The 25,433-nt window shown below is 33.0% G+C and carries 25 protein-coding genes and 1 pseudogene; 11 read left to right on the top strand and 15 right to left on the bottom strand.

Annotated elements, in window-relative coordinates:
- The 4 genes and pseudogenes from ABJD66_RS12050 to ABJD66_RS12035 form a co-directional block, all read left to right on the top strand.
- A pseudogene (locus ABJD66_RS12050) lies at positions 1-489 on the top strand (hypothetical protein); the annotation flags it as partial.
- A 198-nt stretch (positions 490-687) separates the two neighbouring features.
- Entirely contained in the window at positions 688-999 is a 312-nt protein-coding gene (locus tag ABJD66_RS12045) for a T9SS type A sorting domain-containing protein (RefSeq protein WP_100894813.1), read from the top strand.
- A 163-nt stretch (positions 1,000-1,162) separates the two neighbouring features.
- Positions 1,163-1,495 carry a T9SS type A sorting domain-containing protein gene (locus ABJD66_RS12040; RefSeq protein ID WP_100894812.1) on the top strand — a complete coding sequence of 111 codons (333 nt, stop codon included), beginning with the start codon at positions 1,163-1,165 and terminating at the stop codon, positions 1,493-1,495.
- A 102-nt stretch (positions 1,496-1,597) separates the two neighbouring features.
- Positions 1,598-2,575 (top strand): acyl transferase, encoded by a 978-nt coding sequence (locus tag ABJD66_RS12035; protein ID WP_348131912.1) that lies wholly within the window; start codon positions 1,598-1,600, stop codon positions 2,573-2,575.
- Position 2,576: 1 nt separating this feature from the next.
- On the opposite strand, the gene ABJD66_RS12030 is transcribed toward ABJD66_RS12035, so the two are convergent.
- Genes ABJD66_RS12030 through ABJD66_RS12020 form a run of 3 tightly spaced genes read right to left on the bottom strand, consistent with a single transcriptional unit; the run spans position 2,577 to position 4,387 of the window.
- Positions 2,577-3,215: a tetratricopeptide repeat protein gene (locus ABJD66_RS12030; protein ID WP_348131909.1), complete on the bottom strand. Its 639-nt coding sequence runs from the start codon at positions 3,213-3,215 to the stop codon at positions 2,577-2,579.
- A gap of 16 nt (positions 3,216-3,231) precedes the next feature.
- A complete protein-coding gene (locus ABJD66_RS12025) occupies positions 3,232-3,822 on the bottom strand; it encodes a hypothetical protein (RefSeq protein WP_348131906.1) in 591 nt (196 codons plus the stop codon).
- A gap of 1 nt (position 3,823) precedes the next feature.
- Positions 3,824-4,387, bottom strand: coding sequence for a DNA-3-methyladenine glycosylase I (locus tag ABJD66_RS12020; RefSeq protein ID WP_100894808.1), 564 nt, complete (start codon positions 4,385-4,387; stop codon positions 3,824-3,826).
- Positions 4,388-4,669: 282 nt separating this feature from the next.
- On the opposite strand from ABJD66_RS12020, the gene ABJD66_RS12015 reads away from it, so the two are divergent.
- Positions 4,670-7,831, top strand: a complete 3,162-nt coding sequence (locus ABJD66_RS12015) for a carboxypeptidase regulatory-like domain-containing protein (RefSeq protein ID WP_348131903.1) — start codon at positions 4,670-4,672, stop codon at positions 7,829-7,831.
- Positions 7,832-7,905: 74 nt separating this feature from the next.
- Positions 7,906-9,258, top strand: coding sequence for an ectonucleotide pyrophosphatase/phosphodiesterase (locus ABJD66_RS12010; protein WP_348131900.1), 1,353 nt, complete (start codon positions 7,906-7,908; stop codon positions 9,256-9,258).
- On the opposite strand, the gene ABJD66_RS12005 is transcribed toward ABJD66_RS12010, so the two are convergent.
- Positions 9,228-9,866: a Crp/Fnr family transcriptional regulator gene (locus tag ABJD66_RS12005; protein WP_348131897.1), complete on the bottom strand. Its 639-nt coding sequence runs from the start codon at positions 9,864-9,866 to the stop codon at positions 9,228-9,230. The two genes, ABJD66_RS12010 and ABJD66_RS12005, sit on opposite strands and share 31 nt — an antisense overlap.
- A gap of 234 nt (positions 9,867-10,100) precedes the next feature.
- Here ABJD66_RS12005 and ABJD66_RS12000 point away from each other — a divergent pair, with 234 nt between their 5' ends.
- Entirely contained in the window at positions 10,101-10,730 is a 630-nt protein-coding gene (locus ABJD66_RS12000) for a thioredoxin family protein (RefSeq protein WP_348131894.1), read from the top strand.
- Here the strand turns inward: ABJD66_RS12000 and ABJD66_RS11995 are convergent.
- The 5 genes from ABJD66_RS11995 to ABJD66_RS11975 form a co-directional block, all read right to left on the bottom strand.
- Entirely contained in the window at positions 10,713-11,438 is a 726-nt protein-coding gene (locus ABJD66_RS11995) for a hypothetical protein (protein ID WP_100894806.1), read from the bottom strand. The genes ABJD66_RS12000 and ABJD66_RS11995 overlap by 18 nt on opposite strands.
- Positions 11,439-11,500: 62 nt before the next feature.
- Positions 11,501-12,211 carry a tRNA pseudouridine(55) synthase TruB gene (gene truB, locus ABJD66_RS11990; RefSeq protein WP_100894805.1) on the bottom strand — a complete coding sequence of 237 codons (711 nt, stop codon included), beginning with the start codon at positions 12,209-12,211 and terminating at the stop codon, positions 11,501-11,503.
- Between the two features lie 10 nt (positions 12,212-12,221).
- Positions 12,222-13,007 carry an undecaprenyl-diphosphate phosphatase gene (locus ABJD66_RS11985; RefSeq protein ID WP_348131889.1) on the bottom strand — a complete coding sequence of 262 codons (786 nt, stop codon included), beginning with the start codon at positions 13,005-13,007 and terminating at the stop codon, positions 12,222-12,224.
- Between the two features lie 3 nt (positions 13,008-13,010).
- Positions 13,011-13,277, bottom strand: a complete 267-nt coding sequence (locus ABJD66_RS11980; RefSeq protein ID WP_100894803.1) for a DUF3098 domain-containing protein — start codon at positions 13,275-13,277, stop codon at positions 13,011-13,013.
- Positions 13,278-13,321: 44 nt separating this feature from the next.
- The gene (locus tag ABJD66_RS11975; RefSeq protein ID WP_303542906.1) at positions 13,322-14,200 is read right to left on the bottom strand and encodes a permease-like cell division protein FtsX; all 879 of its coding nucleotides are present in this window, start codon (positions 14,198-14,200) and stop codon (positions 13,322-13,324) included.
- Between the two features lie 159 nt (positions 14,201-14,359).
- Here ABJD66_RS11975 and ABJD66_RS11970 point away from each other — a divergent pair, with 159 nt between their 5' ends.
- From ABJD66_RS11970 to ABJD66_RS11960, 3 genes are all read left to right on the top strand, one after another.
- Complete coding sequence (locus ABJD66_RS11970; RefSeq protein WP_348131885.1) at positions 14,360-17,278, top strand: class I tRNA ligase family protein; 2,919 nt, start codon at positions 14,360-14,362, stop codon at positions 17,276-17,278.
- A gap of 161 nt (positions 17,279-17,439) precedes the next feature.
- Positions 17,440-18,540 (top strand): alanine dehydrogenase, encoded by a 1,101-nt coding sequence (ald, locus tag ABJD66_RS11965; RefSeq protein WP_100894799.1) that lies wholly within the window; start codon positions 17,440-17,442, stop codon positions 18,538-18,540.
- Positions 18,541-18,630: 90 nt separating this feature from the next.
- Positions 18,631-19,329 (top strand): zinc metallopeptidase, encoded by a 699-nt coding sequence (locus ABJD66_RS11960; RefSeq protein ID WP_100894798.1) that lies wholly within the window; start codon positions 18,631-18,633, stop codon positions 19,327-19,329.
- A 140-nt stretch (positions 19,330-19,469) separates the two neighbouring features.
- Here ABJD66_RS11960 and ABJD66_RS11955 read toward each other — a convergent pair whose 3' ends face one another.
- From ABJD66_RS11955 to ABJD66_RS11930, 6 genes are all read right to left on the bottom strand, one after another.
- Positions 19,470-20,447 carry a transporter gene (locus tag ABJD66_RS11955; protein WP_348131880.1) on the bottom strand — a complete coding sequence of 326 codons (978 nt, stop codon included), beginning with the start codon at positions 20,445-20,447 and terminating at the stop codon, positions 19,470-19,472.
- 3 nt (positions 20,448-20,450) lie between these two features.
- Positions 20,451-21,479 carry a cytochrome c peroxidase gene (locus ABJD66_RS11950; protein ID WP_348131877.1) on the bottom strand — a complete coding sequence of 343 codons (1,029 nt, stop codon included), beginning with the start codon at positions 21,477-21,479 and terminating at the stop codon, positions 20,451-20,453.
- Positions 21,480-21,558: 79 nt separating this feature from the next.
- Entirely contained in the window at positions 21,559-22,389 is an 831-nt protein-coding gene (locus ABJD66_RS11945; protein WP_348131874.1) for an MbnP family protein, read from the bottom strand.
- A gap of 235 nt (positions 22,390-22,624) precedes the next feature.
- Entirely contained in the window at positions 22,625-22,924 is a 300-nt protein-coding gene (locus ABJD66_RS11940; protein WP_100894796.1) for a hypothetical protein, read from the bottom strand.
- 120 nt (positions 22,925-23,044) lie between these two features.
- Positions 23,045-23,515, bottom strand: coding sequence for an Lrp/AsnC ligand binding domain-containing protein (locus ABJD66_RS11935; RefSeq protein WP_100894795.1), 471 nt, complete (start codon positions 23,513-23,515; stop codon positions 23,045-23,047).
- A 48-nt stretch (positions 23,516-23,563) separates the two neighbouring features.
- The gene (locus ABJD66_RS11930; RefSeq protein WP_348131917.1) at positions 23,564-24,937 is read right to left on the bottom strand and encodes a saccharopine dehydrogenase C-terminal domain-containing protein; all 1,374 of its coding nucleotides are present in this window, start codon (positions 24,935-24,937) and stop codon (positions 23,564-23,566) included.
- A gap of 79 nt (positions 24,938-25,016) precedes the next feature.
- Here ABJD66_RS11930 and ABJD66_RS11925 point away from each other — a divergent pair, with 79 nt between their 5' ends.
- Positions 25,017-25,403 (top strand): DUF423 domain-containing protein, encoded by a 387-nt coding sequence (locus tag ABJD66_RS11925; protein ID WP_348131871.1) that lies wholly within the window; start codon positions 25,017-25,019, stop codon positions 25,401-25,403.
- The last annotated feature ends 30 nt before the right edge of the window (positions 25,404-25,433 follow it).

Below are 25,433 nucleotides of genomic sequence, written 5' to 3'. Positions count from 1 at the left end.
TATTTAGTTTCTACTAATGCTGGTGATGATGGTATTGACTTTGCTGATGGATGGAATGGTAACGGTGAATTCTGGTATGTTTCTGGTTCTGCTAAAGCTGGTTTAGAAGGCTCTAACCTTAAAAACGAAACTGCTTCTGTAAATCCTGTAACTACAACTACATTAAGTAACATTACTGTTGTTGGTCCTGTAACAGAGGGGGCATTATTTTACAAAGAAGGTGGAGGAAACTTTACAATAGACAACTTTTACACTAGTGGCGTAAACAAAGGAATATCTGTAAAAGATTCTGATACTCCTGCTGCAACAAGAATTGAAGCTGGTAACTTAGTAATTACTAACATCCAATTTGATGCTAAAGCAACTGGATTTGTTGAAACTGATTACACAGGTGCTAAACAAGACTTCTACACAGAAGGTACTGCAACTGGTGCTGGTAATGGCGCTGATGCTCCTGACTGGGCTACCGGTTGGACAGTTGGATTATAAGAGACATAAAAAATAAATGATTAACCGCCTAAACACAGTTTAGGCGGTTTTTTTATGCTTAAAACAGACTTATAGTTTGTGAGGTTTTTTCTTTCTTTTAAAAAAGTTTTTTCCGTTTATCGAAAATGTTAAATTTATTGCAACGTTAAAAGCTTCAGTTTAGTATATTTGTAGTATATTTATTGTATACAGCTTTATATGAAACAATTATACCTTGTATTATTCTTTGCTTTTTCTACAGTGGTTGCCTTTGGGCAAGACACTAAAAAGGTGTCTGATATTGAAGGTTTAAAGCTTTACCCCAACCCTGTGACTAATGGCAAAATCTACATTAGCACTAAAAAAAATGCTCCTAAAAAAATATTAGTTTTTGATGTTTTAGGAACAAAAGCACTAGATACTAAATTAATTGGCAAAGAGTTAAATGTTTCTAATTTAGATGCTGGCGTATATGTAATACGCATTTTTGAAAAAGATAAAGTTGCTACACGTAAACTTATTATTAAATAGAAAGTTGCAGTTCATCCGAGCAACGCATTTTTCAAAATTTTATTTCTTAACAACTAAAAAAAGGTGATTTAACCTACAATAATTCCCTTTTCACAACATTAAATATTTTTAAGCTTACACTTACTCTACATTTACACAGCTAATCCCAAATCAGCAAAAAAAAATGAAGAAAATCTACATTTTGTTTTTAATGACGTTTTGCTTGCTAGTTTCTGCCCAAGAAAAGGTAGTTAACTTACCTATGCAAAATAGCAATATTCCCCAAATTGCAGATTTTAAACTATACCCTAATCCGGTAGCGGACAGAACCGTTTATATTACTACTAAAGAAAACAGAGCTAAAGACATTGTTGTTTATAATATTTTTGGCGAAGTAGTTTTAAAACAACGGTTAATTGCTAAACAATTAAATATTTCTAAGTTAATTCCTGGGATGTATTTAATGCAAGTAACAGAAAATAAAAAAACAGTGACACGCAAATTAGTCGTGAAATAAAAATTAAACCCAAACAACCACATAAAGGCCCTAACAACTTGTTAGGGCTTTTTGTTTTTTACAACTAAGTAGTTGCTTACTTTTGTACTATTATTTGTAAAAATGAATACAGAAACTATTTTTAACATACAGACTAAAGAAGATTTTAATACAACGGCATTAGATGTATTTAAATTTCAGTACAACAATAATTTAGTCTATCAGGAATTTTGTAATCATCTACACAAAGATTGTAGCAACGTAATTAATTACACAGATATTCCTTTTTTACCTATTCAGTTTTTTAAAAGTAAAAAGGTACTTATAAATAATACCACTCCTCAAATAACTTTTAGCAGCAGTGGTACCACTGGTATGGTCACCAGCAAACACTACGTATCTAATGTGCAAGTTTATATAGATAGTTACTTAAAAGGGTTTAAGCACTTTTACGGTAACATAAAAGAATATTGTGTTTTGGCTTTACTACCGTCTTATTTAGAACGAGAAGGATCTTCTTTAATATATATGGCAGACGATCTTATTAAAAAAAGTGAACACCCAGATAGCGGCTTTTACTTGCATAATATTGATGCTCTGGTTACCAAACTAAAATCACTAGAAGAAAAAGGCACAAAAGTACTTTTAATTGGCGTTTCTTTTGCTCTATTAGATGTTGCTGAACAATACAAACTTCACCTTAAAAACACCATTATTATGGAAACTGGTGGTATGAAGGGAAGAAGAAAAGAATTAATTAGAGAAGAGCTACACCAAGAATTAAAAAATGGTTTTGGCGTTGCCAACATACATTCTGAGTATGGAATGACCGAGTTACTTTCTCAAGGGTATTCTAAAGGAAATGGTATTTTTAATACTCCTCCGTGGATGAAAGTACTAACTAGAGACCCAGAAGATCCGCTAACACTACAAAAAACAGGAAAAACAGGCGGAATTAATATTATAGATTTAGCCAATGTAAACTCCTGCTCGTTTATTGCCACACAAGATTTAGGTAAAGTACACCCTGACCAAAGCTTTGAAATTATTGGTAGGTTTGACAATTCTGATATTAGAGGATGTAATTTATTAGTATTATAAACTAATCAAAAACAGTTAGTTCACCTTCTATAATGTTTCTTATCCCTACCAGATTAGGGTATCCATTAATTTTGGCTTCATTAAAATATTTTTCTCTAGAAATTGAATCTCCTGCATAATGAAAGGCAACGCATAAATTTGCTGCTATAACAGGGTTTCCTTTATCTAACTCATAACTTTTAACTCCTACCTCTGTTGCTTTTTCAAACTCTTTCTGCTTTAAATAAATTACAACTAAACTAGAGTAAGCCTCTGCGTATTTAGGGTTTATTGCTATTGCTTTTTCATACAACTCAGCTGCTTTTTCATAATCACCTTCTATACGAGCAACAATTCCTAAACCTGTAATTGCTTCTTCCATTTTTGGATCTACTCTTACTGCATTTTCAAAGGCATTTTTAGCTTTAGCATCCTCCTCCAAATCAATATACGTATTACCTAAAAGTGCCCAAGCATACTCATTCTCTTTTTCGCTTAAAACATAAGTTTCCATTAACTGACTAGCAACTTCAGAATTGCCAGATAAATACTTTTCGCTTGCATCAGAAATATCTAATCGCTTGCTAAGATCAGATTTCTCACTATTACCACAGCTTATTAATGTTAGTAATAAAACAAGCATTAAAAAATTATTTCTCATATTTTTATTTTAGTCGTTAATATAAAACCCTATCAAAATTAGCTGGTAACATATTTCTTGTTTTTATAAGTTTACCAGTTGCAGAAAACCAATACTCTTTATATACTTTTTTATTATCTTTTTTACCTTTAACCAATAGTTTGTACTCCATATTTGGCACCATTAAATTCATAAAAGCACTTTTGTACACAGTATCTTCGTCTTCTTTAGATTTTACAGGATATTGCTGGTACATTCTTCTAATTTTAAATTGATCAAAAGATTCTACTAACTGATTATTTATGGCGGTAAAAGCTTCAAAAGGAAAATCTACTTGCTTTATTCTAAATCCTATATTTTGTAAATCTCCATTTGCAGAATACTGCATTTGATATTGCAATTTTACCTTTTTAAATTTTGCTCTGTACACAACTTCTTGCGCACCAATTTCTTTGTAATATTTTATTTTTTTTACATCATTACCCAACAATTCTTTGGTGTAACTAATTTCTGGGAACTGAGATTTTAAAATTCTGTGTTCTCTTTCTATTTTATTTTGAGCTGCAACTGTTATCACACAGAAAAAAAGTAGAACAACAGAGAAACCAATATTTTTTAATCTAAACATACTATACTTCATTATATCTAAAGCAATTAACCTCATGATCATTAACCATACCCGTTGCCTGCATAAAAGCATAAACAACTGTACTACCTACAAATTTAAATCCTCTTTTTTTTAAGTCTTTACTTATAGCATCAGACAAAGGCGTGTTTGCAGGTGCTTCTTTATAATTAGTTAACGCATTTTTTATTGGCTTGTTGTTTACAAAGCTCCATATGTACACACTAAAACTACCAAACTCTTTTTGTATTTTTATATAAGCAGCTGCATTGGTTATAGCAGAGTTCACTTTTAGCTTATTTCTAATAATGCCTGCATCTTGTAGCAAAACATCTATTTTATCTTGTTTGTAATTTGCAATTTTTTTATAATCGAAATTATCAAAGGCTTTTCTAAAATTTTCACGCTTGCGTAAAATTGTTATCCAACTTAACCCAGCCTGAAAAGTTTCTAAAATTAAAAACTCAAATAACAATTTATCATCTTTTACAGGAGTTCCCCACTCTTCATCATGGTATGCTTCATACAAGTCATCTCCTACACACCAACCACATCTATGTTTTTCCATAATTTTAATTAGTTATATGTTTTAAAGGTATGTAAGTTTATTTTAAATTTTTATAATTCATTTAATTTAAAACAATAATAAGTCTAAAGAACCAAACAAAAATATGCTTGCAAACACACAAAAAATAATTAAAAAACTAAATTTATAGTTTTCAGCATTACAACTCCTATATTATCAAATATTAAACTTAAGGTTAAGTCCGTAAGTAATGTTAAAAACTAACATTTTTCAGTTTGTTGCTGCCACTACTTTTGCAGCCAATTAAATAACAAACTATACAAAATGAAAACAAAATACAAGAATTACTTACGGGTAATAGCTTTATTTATTTTACTAGGAACTTCACTAAACTCCTATTCACAAGCTACAAATGCAACTATTAAAGGCTCTGTAAAAGATAACATTGGAGAACCTCTTATGGGTGCAGAAATTGTAATAAAAGATATTTCTACAGGCTTTATCTCTGGTACATTAACTAATGAAAACGGAGATTTTAAATTTCAACAACTTCCATTAGGCGGACCATACAAGGTTACGGCAAAATACTTAGGTTTCTCAGAATCTGTTAGAGAAGGTATTATGCTTAATTTAAGTGATGCAGTTACTATTAATTTTGAACTACAAGAGTCTTCTACAACATTAAATGAAGTTGTAGTATCATCTAACAGTTTATCTAAAAGAATTGAACAAATTGGTGCTTCTACAAAAATTGGAGCTACCCAAATTAAAAAACTTGCTACTGAAGGAAGAAACTTTACTGGCTTAACTAGTTTATCTCCACTGCAAGGTGGCGGAAGCTATAATTTAAGTGGACAAAGAGGAACTTCTACCAATGTAACTATTGATGGTACTAATGCAAGAAACCAACTAACTGCTGGCGATATTGGTAGCGGACCTTACACAATATCACAAGAAGCTATTAGAGAATTTGAAGTTTCTACTAATGATTATAATGTTACACAAGGCAGACAAGCCGGAGGATCTATCTCTGCTGTAACCAAATCTGGTACTAATGAATTTAAAGGTAGTACTTTCTTTTACCACAGAGCAGATGGCCTACAAAGTAAATACAACATTCAAGGACAAGAGCGTACTGCAGATTTTTACAATTCTCAGTATGGTGTTAGTTTAGGCGGACCAATAGTTAAAGACAAACTTCATTTTTTTGCTGTTTTTGAAAGACAAGATGCCGGAGAACCTAGGTATATTGCAGATATACAAAGTACAGATGATGAGAATAGATTAGGCATAACACAAAACAATTTAGACCGCTACTTAAGCATTGGTAGAAACTCATACGGCTTGGGTAACCAACAACAAATTGGTCAGTTTGATCGTGAAACTGAAGCAAATAACCTTTTTATTCGTTTAGATTGGCAAATAAATGACAAGCACAGACTTACACTACGTAACTTATACAACAAATGGGATAATCCTTTTAGTGTTAGTGACAACTCTAGCATAGAATTAGCAGAAACATATTCAGATTTTGCATCTAAAGAAAATAGTACTATGCTTTCTTTACGCTCTATGTTTAGTCCTACTGTTACTAACGAATTTAAGTTTCAATACCAACACGCAGAAAGGGCTTACACACCTAGCTCACAACTGCCATCATCTAATATGCCAAGAGCAATAGTACAGGTATCATCTGTTTTACCAAACGGGAACAACAGTACTAAAAGTGTACAGTTAGGTGGGCAACGTTATTCTCCTGAAACTAATGTAGAAAATCAGATACAGTTTACAAACACTACTTACATTAATACAGACAATGCAAACTTTACATTTGGTACAGATAATATGATTACGTCATTAGAGACATTACTTTCTAATGAGCAAAATGGTCGTTTTTATTTTGATTCTTTAGATGATTTTGAAAACTTAACTCCTTCTAGATACGCTAGAGAAGTACCTTTACAAGGTTTACCTATTGTTAAGCAAACCGTTTTAGATTTATCTTTATTTGCACAAGTAGATTTTGATATTACCCCAGATTTAAATTTGGTAGCCGGCGTACGTTGGGATGCAACTAAGTTTTTAGACGCTGCAGAATACAATCCGGTAGTAGACCAAGAATTAGGTATACGTACAGATGAGAAGCTAGATGACTACAACAATATACAACCTAGGTTTCAGCTTACATACAACCTAAAAGGAGAAAATAAAGACGTATTTAAATTAGGAGGAGGCGTTTTTTCTGCTCAACCTCACTACTACGCACAAGTAAACAATATTCAAAATAGTGGCACGCTATTAGGCGCAATAGATGTTACTGGCAGTAATGTTCCTACGCCAGATTTTCAATCATATCGTAATAACCCTAATACTGTTCCTGGTGTACCTGCTGGTGTTACTCCTTTTTCTACAATAAATGCTGTGGGTAAAGATTTTGAAGTACCAACAACATACAAAGCTAACTTAAGCTACACTCACTTTTTTGGCAGTAAATATAGTCTTGGCTTTAATACTTTATTTAGCCATACCAAAAATAATTACACATACCAAGAAGCTAATTTAGTTAAAGAACCTTACTTTGTTACACAACAAGGAAGAGAGGTTTTTGTACCTGCAAATACTATTACAGAAAACGGATCTGTAGACTGGAAAAACTCTAGAATATCTAACCAAGTTGGTAGAACTTTAGTAATGACTTCTGATGGTGTGTTAGACAACCTTGCTTTTGTTTTAGAAGGCTCTGCACAAATTGGGAAAGATGGTTATGTAAACGCAAGTGTTACTTTTAATAGATCTAAAGATAACTCATCATACAATTGTTGTGTTGCTAACACCTCTACTTTTTTACCTGTATCTGGAGATCCTAGAGATTTAAACTATGGCTTTGCAGACAACCATTTTGACACTAAACTTGTTGTAAACGGTGCTACACCTACCTGGAAAGGTTTTACATTAGGTGCAAAAGTAATTGGCCAAGGAGGTACTAGATATACTTTTAAAGTAAATAGTAACACTAGTGCTAACGGAGACTTTAACCTAAGTAATGATGTTGCTTATATTTTTGATCCTAATGACCCAAGTACTCCACAAACTATTATAGACGGCTACAACCAAATACTAAACGACCCAGAAACTCCAAATGGTTTTAAAGAGTATTTAAAAGATAGTTACGGAAGTTTTGCTGAGCGTAACGGCGGAAAAAACCCTTTTTCTGCATTTGTAGATCTAAGATTGCAAAAGCGTTTTGAAACTAAAAATAAAAAACAAGGTTTAGAGTTATCTATGGATATTTTCAACTTTGCCAATATGCTAAATAAAGATTGGGGACAGTCTCACAACTTTGGCAATAGAAACTTAATGAGAATAACTGGCTTTGATCAAACTAACCAAAACTATAATTATTCTGTACAAACTTCTAGCGGAACAGAGCCTATAAACGGAACTCCTTGGAGATTGCAATTGGGTGCTAGATATACCTTTAATTAAGAATTTTAATTTTTGTTTAATAGTAGAAGGGTTTGCTAATAATAATTAAGCAAGCCCTTCATTTTAAAAATAATATGAAAAAAATTGTATACTTATTAAGCCTTTTAATTTCCTCTCAAATTTGTGAGGCGCAAGAAAAGTTAATTACAGAACACGTAATCTTAATTTCTGTAGATGGTTTTAGACCAGATTTTTATTTAGAAGAGAAGTGGCCGGCTCCTAATTTAAAAAAAATGGTTAAAGAAGGCGTATCTGCTAAAGGAGTTAGAGGTATTTTTCCATCTGTAACATACCCTTCACACACTACTTTAATTACAGGTGCTTACCCAAAAGAACACGGCATTTACTACAATAGTCCTTTTGAAGAAAAAGGACAAACTGGTCGTTGGTATTGGGAAAACAATCTTATTAAAACAAAAACACTTTGGACCGCTGTTAAAGAAGCTAACAAAACAAGCGCTAGTTTTCTTTGGCCTGTGTCTGTAGGCGCAGATGTAAACTACAACATACCAGAATATTGGTATTTAAAAGGAGATTACGGTAGTATTAAACCTATGCGAGATTTTGAAACTCCTAAAGGTTTTTTAGCTGAAATGGAAGAAGAAGTATTGGGAAAATTAAATAAGAATACATTTAATGGCGATTATCTAAATAGAGAAGATAGAATTGGAGAGATGGCGGCATATACACTTGAAAAATACAAGCCAAACTTTATTTCTATTCATTTATTTGCTGTAGATCATTTTCAGCACGAGCAAGGCAGAGATGGCGAAAAAGTATACACTTCTATTGCTGCAGTAGACAGGGCTATTGGTAAAATTATGGAAGCCTCTAAAAGAGCTGGCATAGAAAATAAAACAACATTTATTATAACTGGTGATCACGGTTTTGTAGACATACATTCTGCATTAAACCCTAATATTTGGTTGGTAGAAGAAGGTTTAATGGAGAGTAAAAAAGATAGAGGAAATTGGAAAGCTACTTTTCACACATCTGGAGCTTCTGCATTTTTAATGGTAAAGGATAAAAAAGACAAAAAAACGATTGAAAAAGTTCGCAACAAACTAAATAATTTACCTGATAATATTAAAAAATTATTTAGAGTGGTTAACAGAGAAGAATTAGATAAAATTGGTGCAGACCCAAATGCTGTATTAGCTTTAGCACCAATACCTGGTATTGCAATGTCTGCTAGGTCCAATGGCAGTATACTATCTCCTAGAAGAGGAGGCACGCACGGTTTTTTTCCGGACTTTAAAGAAATAGAAACTGGTTTTGTTGCTTTTGGAGCAGGCATTAACAAGGGTAAAACCATAGAAAAAATAGGACTAGAAGATGTAGCTCCTGTAATTAGTGAGTTACTTAAATTAAACTTTACCGCAAAAGACGGAATTCTCTACCCAGGTATTTTATCTAAAACAAACTGATTATTTTTTAAAGCATTAGCTATAGTTTGTCGGGTGGCCCCAATAAGGTCACCCTTATCTTTTTGGGTTAATAAACAATGTATATTATAAGCTTTACCGTTAGCATCTAAAACATTAAAGTTATATACTGTTTTTAAAAAGTTTAACTTATCTGTAATAGACCTTTCATTTACTTTGCAAAGCTTTTTTTCTGCCATATACCACCTTTTGGTTAAATAACTAAAAAACCATTCTGCAGAAATAGGGTGACTTTTTACTTCTTTCTTAAAAAAATTTAAATCGTATACTCTAACTCTTACATCTACTAATGCCTTAGCAAACTCAGAAAACTGACCGTTTAAATACATTAAGTTTCCAAAAAACTCTCCTGTGTGTAATACAGCGTAAGTATACTCATCTCCTTTTTCTGAGTACCCTCCCAGCTTTATAGCGCCTGTTACTATTTCATAAATATAGTTTTCTACTTTAGGCGGCTCGTATAAATATTCATTTTTATCAAAAACTACCTCAAAAACATTCTCATTTAAGCTATCCATCTTTTTCTCCTTTAAAAATTTATAAAGAGAAAATGTTTCATAATCACGTAAATCTGGTCGTATACTTTTCATAAAAAATGGATCAACAATTAAAAAAATCAAATCTATTTTTTCTATGTTAGAAATCTATTATTTAAAGTTTAAGTTTACTCTACTATGTTAACTAATTGTAATGCAATTCTGTTAAATTTATCTTAACAATATACATTGTAAGTTTTTATAATTTTCTACTACCAATATGACGATTATCAGCTTATAAAAATAGTTTCTATATTATTTTTGAATAAAAAAGTAAAGCCTTTAGTTATGAATTCTACAAACACAATAAATAATACAGTAACCACATTATTAACCAATGCAATCTCTTCTGCTATGCCTTACTTAGAGTATAGAGAACTAATGCGTAATTTGGTTGCTAACAACAAATCTACTGGTATTGTACAAACAGATGCTTTAGCAAATTACACTATGCTTAATGATAAACGTATGAAGCGTTTAGATAAAACAACAAAACTACCCGATGCTACTATTGGCAAAATAAAACAAGTTAAAGCCAAAACAACGTGGTTGGTTTTAACAGAGAGCTGGTGTGGAGACGCTGCACAATCTATGCCCGTAATGCAAAAATTTGCAGATCAAAATCCTAATATTGATGTAAAAGTGATTCTTAGAGATGAAAACCTAGAGTTGATGAATCATTTTTTATACAATAACACATTATCTATCCCTAGACTTATTGCCTTTAATGAAGACACGCAAGAAGTTATAGGTGATTGGGGGCCAAGACCTAGTAAACTAACTAAAATTGTTGAAGATTTTAAGGCTAAAAATGGTGGTTTAACACCAGAATTTAAACAAGATTTACAAGTTTGGTACAATAAAGATAAAGGCCAAAATACTATTGAAGACTTAACACAATTACTTGCCTTGGAATAGGTAGGTAATTGTTCCTTTTTGCTTTTCTTTAGATGAGTTACTAAATTTAGATTTTAATGCATACTCTATAGCATTATCTACCAAACACCCATTACTAGTACCAGAACTCTTTTTATTAAATTCTGCATCTGTAACGTTACCAAAGCTATCTACCTCTATATTTATAACCACTTTACCACCTTCTATACACGTATATGTTGGTGGTGGTAAATCATAAGCATTTCGTTTTACTAAAGAAAAAGAAATAGATGTTTTACGTTTTGCTAAGTTATGAGAAACCTCATCTTTTTTTGCATCTTTTTCACCTAACTTTTGCTTGGCTTCTTCTCGTTTTTTTGCTAATTCTTTTAGACTAGCTGCGTAACCATTTTCAGAACTTATTAGTTTGGAGTTTGGGTCGCTTTCTGCATCAGACTTAGCTTCCTCCATTAACTCTTCTAGCGTTTTTAAAGGCTCTGGATTACCATAGGTTGGCTTTGCCTTTTCATTATACGCCATATGGCTTTTAATCTCTTTTTGTTGGGTAGGCTGCTGTTCTTCTTCTTTCTGCATCTCCTCTAACTCTTCATCTTCTTCTAGCATTGCTAGTTCTACCACATACTCTTCCTTCTCCTTTGCTCCTAAGTGTATATTGTACAAAGACAATACTACAATAGACATAGAAAAGAATGTGATTAAAAATGATAAGTATCTACTATCTTTAAGCATATAACTAATAACCCGTTTTTTAAAAAAATATTTTATACTCTTTTTAAAAAATATAGATTTAACTACTCTTTTGGTTTAGGCATCCCCAACACTATGGTATGAAAATCTGCAGGGGTTACTGCTTTATCTACGTTAAAATCACCTATTTTGGTTCTTCTAAGGGCAGATAAGTATCCGCCACTTTGCAATGCTTTACCAAAATCGTTGGCCAAAGAACGTATATAGGTGCCTTTACTACACACTACTCTAAACTCTACTTCTGGTAAATTTATCTTTGTAATTTCAAATTCTGTAATCTCTACTTCTCTAGATTTTACTTCTACAGCTTGCCCTTCTCTTGCATACTCATACAAACGTTTACCATTCTTTTTTAATGCTGAAAAAACGGGTGGAACTTGCTGTATTTTCCCCATAAAATTAGCAGTAGCAGCGTTTATTTGCTCTTCTGTAATATGTTCTGTTGGGTAACTTTGGTCTACTTCAGTTTCCATATCATAAGATGGTGTTGTACCGCCCAATGTTACAGTTCCTGTATATTCTTTAACTTGACCTTGTAGTGTTGGTATCTTTTTAGTGAATTTACCAGTGCAAATAATTAATAAACCTGTAGCCAAAGGGTCTAATGTACCTGCGTGGCCAATTTTAATTTTTTTTAGTTCAAATTTTCTGCGAATACCCCATTTTAAAGCATTTACTGCCTGAAAAGATGACCAGGTTAATGGCTTATCTATAAGCAATATTTGCCCTTCTAAAAATTCCTCTTTGGTTGTCACGCTTTAAAAATTAGATTACTGTTAATGGGTATACAAAATAGTGAATTGCCAATATTGCTAACCCAACTACAATACGGTAGTAACCAAACATTTTAAAGCCGTGTTTACTTAAGTAGCCAATAAAAGTTTTTATAGCAAATAAGGCTACTAAAAAACCAACTACGTTACCAATAATTAACAAGTTAACCTGCTCCCCTGTTAATGTATATCCTAGCTTATAAAAGTCGTAACTCTTTTTTAAAGTTGCACCTAACATTGTAGGTACCGCTAAAAAGAAACTAAATTCTGCTGCTACTGTTCTAGATAGTTTTTGAGACATACCACCTACTATACTTGCTCCACTTCTACTAACACCAGGTATCATAGCTAAGCACTGAAAAAAGCCAATTTTTAGTGCTGTTAAGTATGTAATTTCTTTTTCTTCAGAGTCTACAAACCAATGGTCTACTCGCAATAAAATAAAACCTCCTAATACTAAAGATATGGCTACCGTTATTGGACTTTCTAGCAAAGAGTCTATAACGTCGCTAAGCAACAAACCTAAAACTACTGCGGGTATAAATGCAACTAGTAACTTTAAATAAAAATCTACACTCTGAAAAAAGCGTTTAAAGTAAAGTACAAATACAGATAGTATTGTTCCTAATTGTATTACTATGGTAAATAATTTTGTAAATTCTTCTTGGGCAATCCCAAAAAAAGAAGAAACTATAATCATATGCCCTGTAGATGATACTGGTAAATACTCCGTTATACCTTCTACAATTGCTAAAATAATTGCTTGTAATATGTCCAAAATTTAGTTTTTCTTCTTGTGTGGATTTAACAAAATGGCATACACCTCTATACCTAAACCAATTAACACCAAAGTTGGTGCAAGGCGAATTCTTCTAAAATTATATATTTCAGGATTAAAAACATTTGGATCATCACTACCACCACCACTCATTAACACAAAACCAAGCGTTAAAAAAGCAAGACCTACAGCCATAAAAATATAATTCTTCTTTTGAAAAATAAATTCTCTTTTAGAATCTTCTCCTGTGGTATTACTATTTTTTTTCATTTTGTAAAAAATTTAATCCTTATCTAATTTTTAACAGTGCAAATCTAATAATATAAATCGTCTGTCCTAAGATTTAAGAAACGTTGTGTAGCTAAAAATGTACTTATAAACGAAATTAATACACCCAGAACAAAAATTGCAGCAAATAACAACCCTAATGTTAATGGATCTTGAAATAAAGTTAATTCTGGAAAAAAATCGTTTACATAATATATAGTTATAGCCAAACCTATCATTGCTATTAGCGCACCTAACATTCCTAACTTTATATTTGTCCATAAAAAAGGCCTACGTATAAAGCGTTTTGTTGCCCCAACCATTTGCATTGTTTTTATTATAAAACGCTTAGAGTATACAGACAAACGTATAGAACTGTTAATTAGTAAAAATGCAATAAATGCAAATATGCCACTAGCTACTAATATCCACAAACTAATTTTTTTTACATTATCATTTAATAAAGAAATAAGGGGTTTATCATAACTTACTTCCTCAACATAATCTTTTGCTTGTATATTTTCTGCTATTTCTTCAATTTGGGTAGGCGATACAAAGTCTGCTTTTAATTGTACATCAATAGAATTTTTTAAAGGATTGTACCCTAAAAATTCTATAAAATTCTCTCCTATTACCTCTGTATGTTGCTCGGCAGCTTCTTCTTTAGATACAAAAATAGCCTGCTTAGTATAATCTGCCATTGCTAAACTTTTTTGCAATTGGTCTATTTCTACTTGTTTTGCCTCGTCCTTTAAAAATACCGAAACCGTAATTTGCTCTTTAAAATGATCTGCCATTTTTTTGGTATTAAGCACCAATAAGCCAAGCATACCTAGTAAAAATAATACTAAAGCTATACTAAGCACTACAGAAAAATAAGAGGAAATTAATTTCCTTTTTTGATAACGTTCAAAAGATTTACTCATAACTTAAAACATTACGTAAAAATAGTAAAGTAATTTGGATTACAATACTTTCTATACAGATAGACTTTAAAAGCACAACAATACACTTTCTGCTTTCAATGATTAACCTTATTTTTGCCCCAGTATTTAACACTAGATAACGTCTAGAAAGACAAGCATATGAACTACGATTTTAAAGAAATTGAAGCCAAGTGGCAAAAATATTGGGCAGAAAACCAAACTTTTAAAGCAGAAAATAATTCTGACAAAGAAAAATTTTACGTTTTAGATATGTTCCCTTACCCTTCTGGTGCAGGGTTACACGTTGGCCACCCACTTGGGTATATTGCAAGTGATATTTATGCTCGTTATAAAAGACACCAAGGGTTTAATGTGTTACACCCAATGGGATACGATTCTTTTGGTTTACCGGCAGAACAATATGCTATACAAACAGGGCAACACCCTGCAGTTACTACTAAAACAAATATTAACAGGTACAGAGAACAATTAGATAAAATTGGTTTTTCTTTTGATTGGAGTCGTGAGGTACGTACTTCTAATCCTGATTATTACAAATGGACACAGTGGATATTTATTCAGTTATTTAATTCTTGGTACAATAACAACACCAATAAGGCTGAAGATATTTCTACCTTAATTCAGGTTTTTGAAAAAGAAGGAAACGCAACCGTAAATGCTGTTTCTGATGATGATATTAATGTTTTTTCTGCTGATGAGTGGCAAGCATACGACACTAAAAAGCAACAAGAAATTTTATTACAATACAGACTAACATACTTAGCAGAAACCGAAGTAAACTGGTGTCCTGCTCTTGGTACTGTGCTAGCTAATGATGAAATTGTTAACGGAGTGTCAGAACGTGGCGGACATCCTGTTATTCGTAAAAAAATGACACAATGGAGTATGCGTATTTCTGCTTACGCACAACGTTTATTAGATGATTTAAATACAATAGACTGGCCACAACCTTTAAAAGACTCACAAACCAACTGGATTGGAAGAAGTCAAGGTGCATCTGTTACTTTTAATGTAAAAGACCATAAAGAGCAAATAGATGTTTTTACTACTCGCCCCGATACTATTTTTGGAGTTAGTTTTATGACTCTTGCTCCAGAACATGAGCTTGTTGCAACTATTACAACACCAGAGCAAAAGCAAGAAGTAGAAGATTATATACAAGCCACTGCAAAACGTAGTGAGCGCGAGCGTATGGCAGATGTAAAAACCATTTCTGGTGCTTTTACTGGCGCTTACGCAGAACATCCTTTTACAAAAAAACTTATTCCTATTTGGATTGGAGATTACGTATTAGCCGGCTACGGAACAGGAGCTGTTATGGCAGTACCTTGTGGTGACCAGCGCGACTATGATTTTGCTAAACATTTTAATATTGATATCTCTAATGTTTTTGAAGGTGTAGATATTTCTGAAGAAGCTTATGCAGATAAAGAAAAAACTATAATTGCCAATTCAGATTTCTTAAACGGATTACCATATAAAAAAGCAATGAAACTAGCCATTTACGAGCTAGAAAAAATAGGCCACGGTAAAGGTAAAATTAACTACCGCTTGCGCGATGCTGTTTTTAGCAGGCAACGTTACTGGGGAGAACCTTTTCCTGTGTATTATGTAGATGGTATGCCACAAATGATAGATGCCAAACATTTACCTATTACATTACCAGAGGTAGAAAAATACTTACCAACCGAAACTGGCGAACCACCATTAGGTAACGCTAACGTTTGGGCTTGGTGCACTAAAGAAAATAAAGTTGTAGACAATAGTGAAATAAACAATGACACTATATTTCCGTTAGAGTTAAACACAATGCCAGGTTGGGCAGGTAGTAGTTTTTACTTTAACCGTTATATGGATCCAAATAACACAGATGCCATATTTTCTAATGATGCAATTAACTACTGGCAAGATGTAGATTTATACATTGGTGGTAGTGAGCACGCAACCGGACACTTATTATATGCACGTTTTTGGCAGAAATTTTTGTTTGATAAAGGCGTTGTTCCTAAAAATGAGTTTGCTAAAAAACTGATTAACCAAGGAATGATTACAGGTACAAGTGCTTTTGTGTATGAAGCTCTTCACAATGATAAAAGTTTACAAATTTATGAATCAGCAGGGTTATTTGACGGTCCAAACTACCTGCATTCAGAACATCCTAAATATAAGGAACATTTAAAAGTTTTAAATAGCAAAGGAATTTCTGAAAATGAACTTTCTGAAGTTTCTTTTAGATTAATACACGCAGATGTTTCTTTCGTAAATGCTTCAGATGAGTTAGACATTGAAGCTTTTAAAAACTGGAGACCAGAATACAAAGACGCTGAATTTATTACTGAAGAAGATGGTACTTTTAAGGTTAAGCGTGAGGTAGAAAAAATGTCTAAATCTAAATACAATGTGGTTAGTCCAGATAGTATTTGCGAAGATTATGGTGCAGACAGTTTGCGTTTGTACGAGATGTTTTTAGGCCCATTAGAGCAATCTAAACCTTGGAATACTGCTGGTATTACAGGTACTCACGGTTTCTTAAAAAAACTATGGCGTTTATATTTAGATGACAATGGCGCTAAATTTACAGATGCTACACCAACAAAAGACAACTTAAAAACATTACACAAAACCATTAAAAAGGTTGCAGAAGATATAGAGAACTTCTCTTTTAACACGTCTGTATCTACCTTTATGATATGTGTAAACGAGTTGTCTAGTCAAAAATGCACTAGTAAAGAAATTTTAGAAGCCTTAGCCATTTTAGTTTCTCCTTATGCACCACATATAGCAGAAGAATTATGGCAGCAATTAGGACACACAACTTCTATTGCAACAGCTCCTTTTCCAAAGTTTGATGCATCACACCTTGTAGAAAGCAGTAAAGAATATCCTGTTTCTTTTAATGGTAAAATGCGCTTTAAATTAGAATTGCCATTAGACTTATCTAAAGATGAAATTGAAGCTACAGTAATGGCACATGAAAAAACTATTGCTCAATTACAAGGTCGCGAACCTAAAAAAGTAATTATAGTTCCAGGAAAAATAATAAACATTGTGGGGTAAAAACCTTAAAAAACAATATATTTTAGACACACCCCTATTTTTATAGGGGTGTTTTTTATTTAAATGATAATTTTAACCACACACCCCTTAATTTTATCGATTAATTAGAAGTAATTTTAATAATTAATTTAATTTAGCACCAAAATCTAAAATAGTTAATTATGATTGTTGGTATCCCACAAGAAATTAAGAATAATGAAAGCCGAGTTGGTATGACACCTGGTGGAGTTTTTGAGTTAACAAAAAACAATCACACCGTATACGTACAATCTGGCGCAGGCTTAGGCAGTGGCTTTAGCAACAAAGACTACCAACAAGCAGGAGCAGCAATTTTAGACACCATTGCACAAGTATACGCAATGAGTGAAATGATTGTAAAGGTTAAAGAACCTATAGAAGAAGAATACGAGCTTATAAAAGAAGGACAAATTTTATTTACATATTTTCATTTTGCATCTAGTGAAGCATTAACCAAAGCTATGATAAAGCAAAAAGCTATATGTATTGCCTACGAAACTGTTGAAGACAATGACGGCACTTTGCCACTACTAACTCCAATGTCTGAAGTTGCAGGAAGAATGGCAATACAACAAGGTGCAAAATACTTAGAGAAACCAGTTAAAGGTAGGGGCGTACTTTTAGGTGGCGTACCTGGTGTTGCTCCGGGCAAAGTTTTGGTTTTAGGCGCTGGTGTTGTTGGCGTACAAGCTGCTAAAATGGCAGCTGGTTTAGGCGCGCACGTCACCATACTAGATGTAAACATGAAACGCTTACGTTATGTTAATGATGTAATGCCACCACATGTTACAACAGAATTTTCTAACGAGTTTAACATTAGAAAACACATTAAAACACATGATCTTATTATTGGCGGTGTACTTTTAAAAGGCGCTAAAGCTCCTAACCTTATCACCAGAGATATGCTAAAAGAAATGAAACCCGGTACTGTAATAGTAGATGTTGCCGTAGACCAAGGCGGCTGTGTAGAAACTACCAAACCAACTACCCATGAAGACCCAATCTACATTATAGATGATGTTGTACATTATTCTGTTGCAAATATGCCAGGAGCTGTACCTTACACCTCTACAATGGCATTAACCAATGTAACACTGCCTTACACCTTAAAACTAGCCAACTTAGGGTGGGAAGCTGCTTGTAAAAAAGACGCCTCTTTACATAAAGGCTTAAACATTGTATTAGGTAAAATAGTTTACAATGAAATTCTTGAAGCTTTTGGTTGGGAAGAAGCATTAGCATAAACTTAAACACATGTCAGTAAAATAAACCTCGCTAAATTTGGCGAGGTTTTTGCTTTTTAATTGTTATATTTATTTTTTAAAACACAAACTATGTATACATATTATATTATTATTGGTGCAGTTGCTTTAGTTAGCTGGATTGTTAGCAATAGACTTAAAAGCAAATTTAAAAAGTACTCTAAGGTGCAATTACGCAACGGAATGAGTGGCGCAGAAATAGCTGAAAAAATGTTAGCAGATAATGGCATTAGAGATGTAAAAGTGATTTCTACTCCTGGTATGTTAACAGACCATTATAACCCAGCAAATAAAACAGTAAACCTTAGTGAAGGTGTTTACAACCAACGCAATGCAGCTGCTGCAGCGGTTGCAGCTCACGAATGCGGACACGCAGTACAACACGCTACAGCATACCAATGGCTAACAATGCGCTCTAAATTAGTGCCTATTGTTAGTGTAACATCTAGTATGTCTCAATGGGTAGTTTACGGGGGCGTTGTTTTAATGGCAGTGTCTGGTATTGCTGGTGGTGTAGGATTTTGGATAGCAGTTGCCGGTTTGGTAATGATGGGTTTTGCTACATTATTTAGTTTTGTTACTTTACCTGTAGAGTACGATGCCAGTAACCGCGCATTAGCTTGGTTAAAAAATAAAAATATGCTTAGCCAAGAAGAATATGCTGGCGCTGAAGACGCCTTAAAATGGGCTGCCAGAACATATTTAGTTGCTGCTTTAGGTGCATTAGCCTCTTTAATATACTGGGCTTACCAAGTATTTGCTAGAGATTAACTATTTACAGTACATAAAAAGCAAAAGGGTGTCTTTAAAAGACACCCTTTTTTATTGGGCATAATGTTGCTCTAAAAAATTCCCCAAACCATTAGAACCAACTCTAGTTAGCGTTGCTCACTACACCCAACTTTACTTTGCTATATGTTAATGTTTAAATACAATGAAAACCTGTTTTTAACCTCAACCTTTCCGTTGTTTAAATCCTGATCTATTGGCAACATACTTGTAATACCTAAAGAGTACTTTTTATAACTAACCTCTACGCTCAGCTTACCAAAAAAGACATCGCCACCCGTATTTAAAACCGTTAAGTTGTAAGACTCATCCTCACTATAATTTTCACCACCAACACCAATTGCAGGTGTTAGCGCAAAATTAGTAGACAAGTAATATGTTTTATAAGTATTTAACCCATAATTTAACTGATTACCAAACTGATAGTCTTTAGAGTTTTTTGTTTTAAAAGTATAATTTACCATTGCAGACATTCCCCAATTGTTATGAGAAAGTCCGTAATTTACCGCCGTAACATAATCCCAACTCCCTGTTCCTAGCTGAAAACTGGTGTTTACACTGCCCGTATTATTAGCTCTATCAAAACTACCGGTTGGCATTTTTACACCACCACCTATTTGCAAAGAGTGTTGTGGGCCAACCACCATAATACTATCTTGTTTTGCTAATATTTTGTAAAAACCTAAAACTGTTATATCTCCTAAACCATTAATATCCTGAGAAGATTTGTTTGCAAACTCTCTATTATGAAAATGATAAGGTACAATTGCATTTACCAAAAAACGCTTGCCAATTGGTACTCTACCCCAAGCCTGTAGTGTATTAAAGTTTTCATCTATCCAAGGAGAGTCGTTAAAAATACCATCTCTAGATTGGTAACTTTGAGATATGTAACGCACTCCTGTAAAATTAGTATCTAAACCAGTACCAAACCCCATACTACCGCCATTACCACTACAGCCACAAGTGTCACAAAAGTCCTCAAAAATGTAATGCTTTGTAGTTGTCACCGTTTGCAAACTATCTGTTGGCTCCGTTTTATGTATTGCAAACACATTGCACACAACCAATAGATATGCTATTATTATTAATTTTTTCATATTCTATTTTTCTGAAAATCGTTCGTCTGTTAAAAAGGTATTATCCGTAAGGGTATTTAAAAAAGCAATAATTGCTACCCTCTCATCCTCTGTTGTAGCAATACCTAAATTACCATTGTTATTTAACAACGGATCTAGCGTTTCTGAATCTACAACTCCTTCATTATAAAAAGCTAATACCGCCTCTAAAGATCCAAAACGCCCATCATGCATATATGGCGCTGTTACCGCTATATTTCTAAGACTTGGCACTTTAAATTTGTAATTATCAGCCACAAAACCAGTTACTTTTCCTCTTCCTATATCATCTAATTTAGGATTAGGTTGCAAGCCATTATTTCTAAAACTTCCATCAGAAAACAATGCTGTAGCGTGGCAACTAGCACATTTTTGCTCAAAAAGAGCTAAACCCTGTTCTTCCACTTCGGTTAGTTGAACTTCTTTATTTATGTACTTATCATACTTTGCATCTGCAGAAATCATAGTTACCATAAACTGCGATAATGCTAACAAAAAGTTTTCAGAATTCACTTCTCCATCTTCAAAAGCCTCAGCAAACAGTTTTTTGTAACCAGATTTGTTCTTCAGTTTTTCTATAACATTTTCTAGCGTCTCATCCATTTCTACCTCTGTAGTAATAGGAATTACAGGAAAAAGGTCTAAATGACCAGTTGCACCATCCCAGGCAAAATTTTCTAAAAAAGCCATATTTTGCACAGGCGGCGTGTTTCTTGTTCCCTCTAAATCATTTACGCCATGGCTAAATGTATGTCCGTGATGTGTAAATGCATATTTTTGTTCATGACAAGATCCGCAAGAAATTGTACCTGTAGAAGATACTGCACCATCATAAAACAATTTGCGACCAAGCTCTATTCCGTTTTCTGTTAACGGGTTGTTAGTTAAGTTGTACGTGACCTCCGGAAAATGAGCTGGCACCTCTAGTTCTACCGAAACATTGGTGTAACCATCGTCATTATTTTGACAACCCACAACAGCTAACAAAGTTAAAAAGAAACTAATTTTCTTCATATCAACTAAATAAAAAATAGGAGCTACAAGCCCAGCTAAAACCAAAACTAAAACCAGGCCCGTAACACACTATTAAATTTTAATGACTACTGTTACCAGCTTCATTATTATGTACGTGATCTACCTTAAAAACTAATGGTACGTTAGCCGCTACTTTTACAGCACCTTCGCCACCCATAATTGCATTGCCATAAGCCTCTAAACTTACTGCTTCTTTAGCTGTTAAAAGTGCATTTGCATCTGTAATAATATGTACTTCTGGAGCCATATCTTCATTTACAATAATTGCAGAACCTGCAGGAACCTCTATAGTTGTTTCTGTATAATTAGTAACCTCATCACTAGCTCTACCCAAGTGAACTTTAAAATTTTCATCTGTAGTTGTACCAGATGTATAAGCTCCTTCAAAATTAATATACTTGTAACCAGAAGCCCAAGACCATGTCATATCATACTCACTAGCAGCATCCCAAAAATCTCCTGCTCCGCTTAAACCTTGGTCGTATTTTTCTTTATCTACACCAATACCAAATTTAACTGCCTTGTATGTACCAGCTGGCACACCTTCTAAAACTATTTCTGTATTATCAGCAAGCTCATCATTAGAATCTTCACTAATAATAAAGTAACTATTTTCTTTTGGGTATGTATACTCCATACCGTCTTCATCTATTAAAACAATGTTACTTACTATGTAGTTTAAACGAGATACTGTTAAAGCCTCACCGTTTGCATTTGCTGTATTGGCCGTTCCTAGTGTTAACTCATTTCCTGCAAAGCCACTATCAAACTCTAAAGTAACCTGTCCTGGATTTACATTATCCATATCTCCGTCATCATCAGACGAACAAGATGCTAATGCTATTAAACTAAAACTTACTACTATCGATTTTAAAAAATTTGTTTTCATTTTAAACTTTTACTTATTTCTTATTCTATTTTGTATGATTTTATTGTGCGTTTAGTTCTAAAAAAATCATATTACAGCACCATATTTCTATAAAACGAAATGGGAGTATTGACTTTTTTTAAAAAAATAAACAGCGTCGTTGTTAAGCTTTAGGTTGATAATAAACAACACAAAGAAATTATGATTTTACTAAAGACTGAAAAATCACATTAATACGAAGCTTAACTAATAAAATTTAAGAAATAGGAGGACGTAAAAGGCCAAAAACCGATTTGTAGTTATAGGTACTCTCTGCAGAAAGTATTTTCGATTTTTTTTCTAAAGTAGATTGTGAACTCAAAAAAAGATCTTCACTATTTTGATGAAACAACAACTGAAACTCAGATTTTACAACACCTTGCTCATTGTGCTCTTCTTGTGTAGACTTCTCTATAGATTTCATTAAAGCACACTTACCATTACACTCTAACTCTGGCTTGTCTTGATTTATACACAAAACCTTAGAGATATAATCATAATTAACCACATACTCCATAAACGGGAATATTGGTTTAAGACATATAATAAATGCTATTATGAGTAACGTTTGTTTCACGCCGCAAATTTACTATTAAAATGAGTTTAAAACTAGAACATTTGTCATAAATAGCTACAATTATATCTGTATTTGCCTATCTATTTGCTGATCTAATGATATAAAAGTCTCTGTTCTAGAAATACCTTGTATTTGTTGTATTTCTTTATTTAACACCTGCATAAGGTGCTCATTATCTTTACACAAAACTTTTATTAAAATAGACCAGTTACCCGTAGTATAATGACACTCTAAAACCTCTGGAATTTTCTCTAGCTCTTTAACTGCACTTGGGTTACTCATAGCTTTATCTAAAAAAATACCAATATATGCCATTGTGGTATAGCCCAAAACTTTAGGATTTATAACAAACTTAGAACCAGACATAAGTCCGGACGTTTCTAACTTACGTAAACGTTGGTGAATTGCAGCACCAGAAATTCCTATTTTACGAGCAATTTCCAAAATAGGCTTACGAGCATCTTGCATTAGATACCTTATAATTTTCTTGTCTATTCCGTCAATTTTTATTCTATCGTTATCAAATTTCATAAGTCTAGTTATAAATTAACCGTAAATATACCTATATAGCTTTAAATGCTAACTATATTCTACTGTAGAATTGTACCCTTTATACTCTGTATTATATTCTTTAAACACAATACCATACTCTTGTAACTCGTTTAAAATAGGCTCGTAAATATCTTTAGTTATAGGTATTTGCACACCGTAATTTTTAACTTTATTATTTAAAATTAGCAAGGTTGCTATGGCAACTGGCAAACCAACAGTTTTTGCCATTGCAGTATGCGTTTGGTTTTTACCCAAAGCAACCATATTAGAGTCTATTTGTTTTTGTTCTCCGTTAAGTGTGTAGCCAAATTTATGATACATTACAATCATGTCTTTATCATCCTTATCTAACGTCCAGCTTTGCTCTAAAATTTGTTGTAATATTTGAGCAGGAGTACCATTTTTTAAAGTTATAAATTTAGAATCATCAAAAATATGAAGCTCTAGCAGCTTACCCCACATAACATCATCCTGATCTATTTTTAGGTAATGACGCAATTTAAGCTCCACAGAATCTGTTGGTGAATATGGCAAAAACAAATTGGTAAACGATCTGTAACTCATATTTTCAGAGTTTTCAATAGTATAGCTATCATCTGTCATTCCTAGTTCTACAAACATATTCCAAGCCTTAGAAAAACCAACCCTGCGCATTGTTCCTCTATATAAAGTAAGTACATCTTGTAAGCCATAAGCTTCTCTATATTTTAAAGAGTCTCTGTTTGCGTAGCCTTCAAACCTACCAAAACCTTCTACATTAAAAAATTCGGTTCTTCTAAACAGTTTGTTATAAGGTATGTATTTATAAGTACCCTCTTGTATAAATTTTGCTGCACCGCCTTGACCTGCAACAACAACGTTTCTTGGGTTCCAAGTAAACTTATAGTTCCATAAATTAGTATCGCTCTCTGGCGCTACTAAACCACCAGTAAAAGACTCAAACAACAACATTTTACCGCCTTGCTCTCTAATATTATCTATAATTTGCATGGCACTCATATGATCTATACCAGGATCTAATCCTATCTCGTTCATAAAAACAAGTTTATTTTCTTTAACCTGCTTATCTAAGCCCATTAACTCATCACTAACATAAGATGCTGTAACTAAATGCTTTTTAAAACCAACACAATCTTTAGCTACTAATATGTGCAAACTAGCAGGCAACATAGATATTACTATAGTAGCACTTTGTATTAGCTTTTGTCTCTCTTCAATATTAAAAATATCTAAACCAACAACTGTACACGCATTGTGGTTTGCAATATTTGGAGCTATATTTTGCGGTTGTAGGTCTCCTATAGTTATATGTAAGTTTTCTTCTTTTGCCTTACCAAGTAAATAATCTAATAAATAAGCTGTAGATTTTCCGGCTCCCAATACAAGTATTTGTCTTAACATATGTTTTATTACTTTTGATAGTGATACTGATGAAAACATCAGTTTTGTTACATTTATAAATTTACAAACGTTTTTTGTTATGAACAAAACAATTTTAAGTGCAGGAGTATTTTTTGGTTTTACGGCTGTAATCATTGGTGCATTTGGTGCTCATGGATTAGAAAATTTAGTAGATTCCAAGTCTATTGCATCATACAAAACCGGAGCTCAATACCAAATGTATCACGCCTTGCTTTTACTTGTTTTAGGCCTAATACCACAGCTTACAGCAAAGCAAAAGAAACCAATTTTTTACGTTTTAGTAATAGGTATTATTCTTTTTAGCTTCTCTATATATGTTTTAAGTATTGATACTATTTTAGGATTTAATGCAAAATCTATTGCTTTTGCAACTCCAATTGGTGGATTATTTTTAATAATTGGATGGTTTTTATTAGGTTATCGCATTTTTAAACATTTTAACTAAACATTTGATAATTAAACCATATAACTGTAT

Origin of the sequence: Cellulophaga sp. (assembly GCF_039943695.1) — a bacterium.
Lineage (GTDB): Bacteria > Bacteroidota > Bacteroidia > Flavobacteriales > Flavobacteriaceae > Cellulophaga.
This window is presented reverse-complemented; position numbering and strand designations above follow the sequence as displayed.

Bases quoted from the DNA above. Each gene is read 5' to 3' on its own strand.
- ABJD66_RS12045 (WP_100894813.1), top strand. From the start codon at position 688: ATGAAACAATTATACCTTGTATTATTCTTTGCTTTTTCTACAGTGGTT.
- ABJD66_RS12040 (WP_100894812.1), top strand. From the start codon at position 1,163: ATGAAGAAAATCTACATTTTGTTTTTAATGACGTTTTGCTTGCTAGTT.
- ABJD66_RS12035 (WP_348131912.1), top strand. From the start codon at position 1,598: ATGAATACAGAAACTATTTTTAACATACAGACTAAAGAAGATTTTAAT.
- ABJD66_RS12030 (WP_348131909.1), bottom strand. From the start codon at position 3,215: ATGAGAAATAATTTTTTAATGCTTGTTTTATTACTAACATTAATAAGC.
- ABJD66_RS12025 (WP_348131906.1), bottom strand. From the start codon at position 3,822: ATGTTTAGATTAAAAAATATTGGTTTCTCTGTTGTTCTACTTTTTTTC.
- ABJD66_RS12020 (WP_100894808.1), bottom strand. From the start codon at position 4,387: ATGGAAAAACATAGATGTGGTTGGTGTGTAGGAGATGACTTGTATGAA.
- ABJD66_RS12015 (WP_348131903.1), top strand. From the start codon at position 4,670: ATGAAAACAAAATACAAGAATTACTTACGGGTAATAGCTTTATTTATT.
- ABJD66_RS12010 (WP_348131900.1), top strand. From the start codon at position 7,906: ATGAAAAAAATTGTATACTTATTAAGCCTTTTAATTTCCTCTCAAATT.
- ABJD66_RS12005 (WP_348131897.1), bottom strand. From the start codon at position 9,866: ATGAAAAGTATACGACCAGATTTACGTGATTATGAAACATTTTCTCTT.
- ABJD66_RS12000 (WP_348131894.1), top strand. From the start codon at position 10,101: ATGAATTCTACAAACACAATAAATAATACAGTAACCACATTATTAACC.
- ABJD66_RS11995 (WP_100894806.1), bottom strand. From the start codon at position 11,438: ATGCTTAAAGATAGTAGATACTTATCATTTTTAATCACATTCTTTTCT.
- ABJD66_RS11980 (WP_100894803.1), bottom strand. From the start codon at position 13,277: ATGAAAAAAAATAGTAATACCACAGGAGAAGATTCTAAAAGAGAATTT.
- ABJD66_RS11975 (WP_303542906.1), bottom strand. From the start codon at position 14,200: ATGAGTAAATCTTTTGAACGTTATCAAAAAAGGAAATTAATTTCCTCT.
- ABJD66_RS11970 (WP_348131885.1), top strand. From the start codon at position 14,360: ATGAACTACGATTTTAAAGAAATTGAAGCCAAGTGGCAAAAATATTGG.
- ald (WP_100894799.1), top strand. From the start codon at position 17,440: ATGATTGTTGGTATCCCACAAGAAATTAAGAATAATGAAAGCCGAGTT.
- ABJD66_RS11960 (WP_100894798.1), top strand. From the start codon at position 18,631: ATGTATACATATTATATTATTATTGGTGCAGTTGCTTTAGTTAGCTGG.
- ABJD66_RS11955 (WP_348131880.1), bottom strand. From the start codon at position 20,447: ATGAAAAAATTAATAATAATAGCATATCTATTGGTTGTGTGCAATGTG.
- ABJD66_RS11950 (WP_348131877.1), bottom strand. From the start codon at position 21,479: ATGAAGAAAATTAGTTTCTTTTTAACTTTGTTAGCTGTTGTGGGTTGT.
- ABJD66_RS11945 (WP_348131874.1), bottom strand. From the start codon at position 22,389: ATGAAAACAAATTTTTTAAAATCGATAGTAGTAAGTTTTAGTTTAATA.
- ABJD66_RS11940 (WP_100894796.1), bottom strand. From the start codon at position 22,924: ATGGAGTATGTGGTTAATTATGATTATATCTCTAAGGTTTTGTGTATA.
- ABJD66_RS11935 (WP_100894795.1), bottom strand. From the start codon at position 23,515: ATGAAATTTGATAACGATAGAATAAAAATTGACGGAATAGACAAGAAA.
- ABJD66_RS11930 (WP_348131917.1), bottom strand. From the start codon at position 24,937: ATGTTAAGACAAATACTTGTATTGGGAGCCGGAAAATCTACAGCTTAT.
- ABJD66_RS11925 (WP_348131871.1), top strand. From the start codon at position 25,017: ATGAACAAAACAATTTTAAGTGCAGGAGTATTTTTTGGTTTTACGGCT.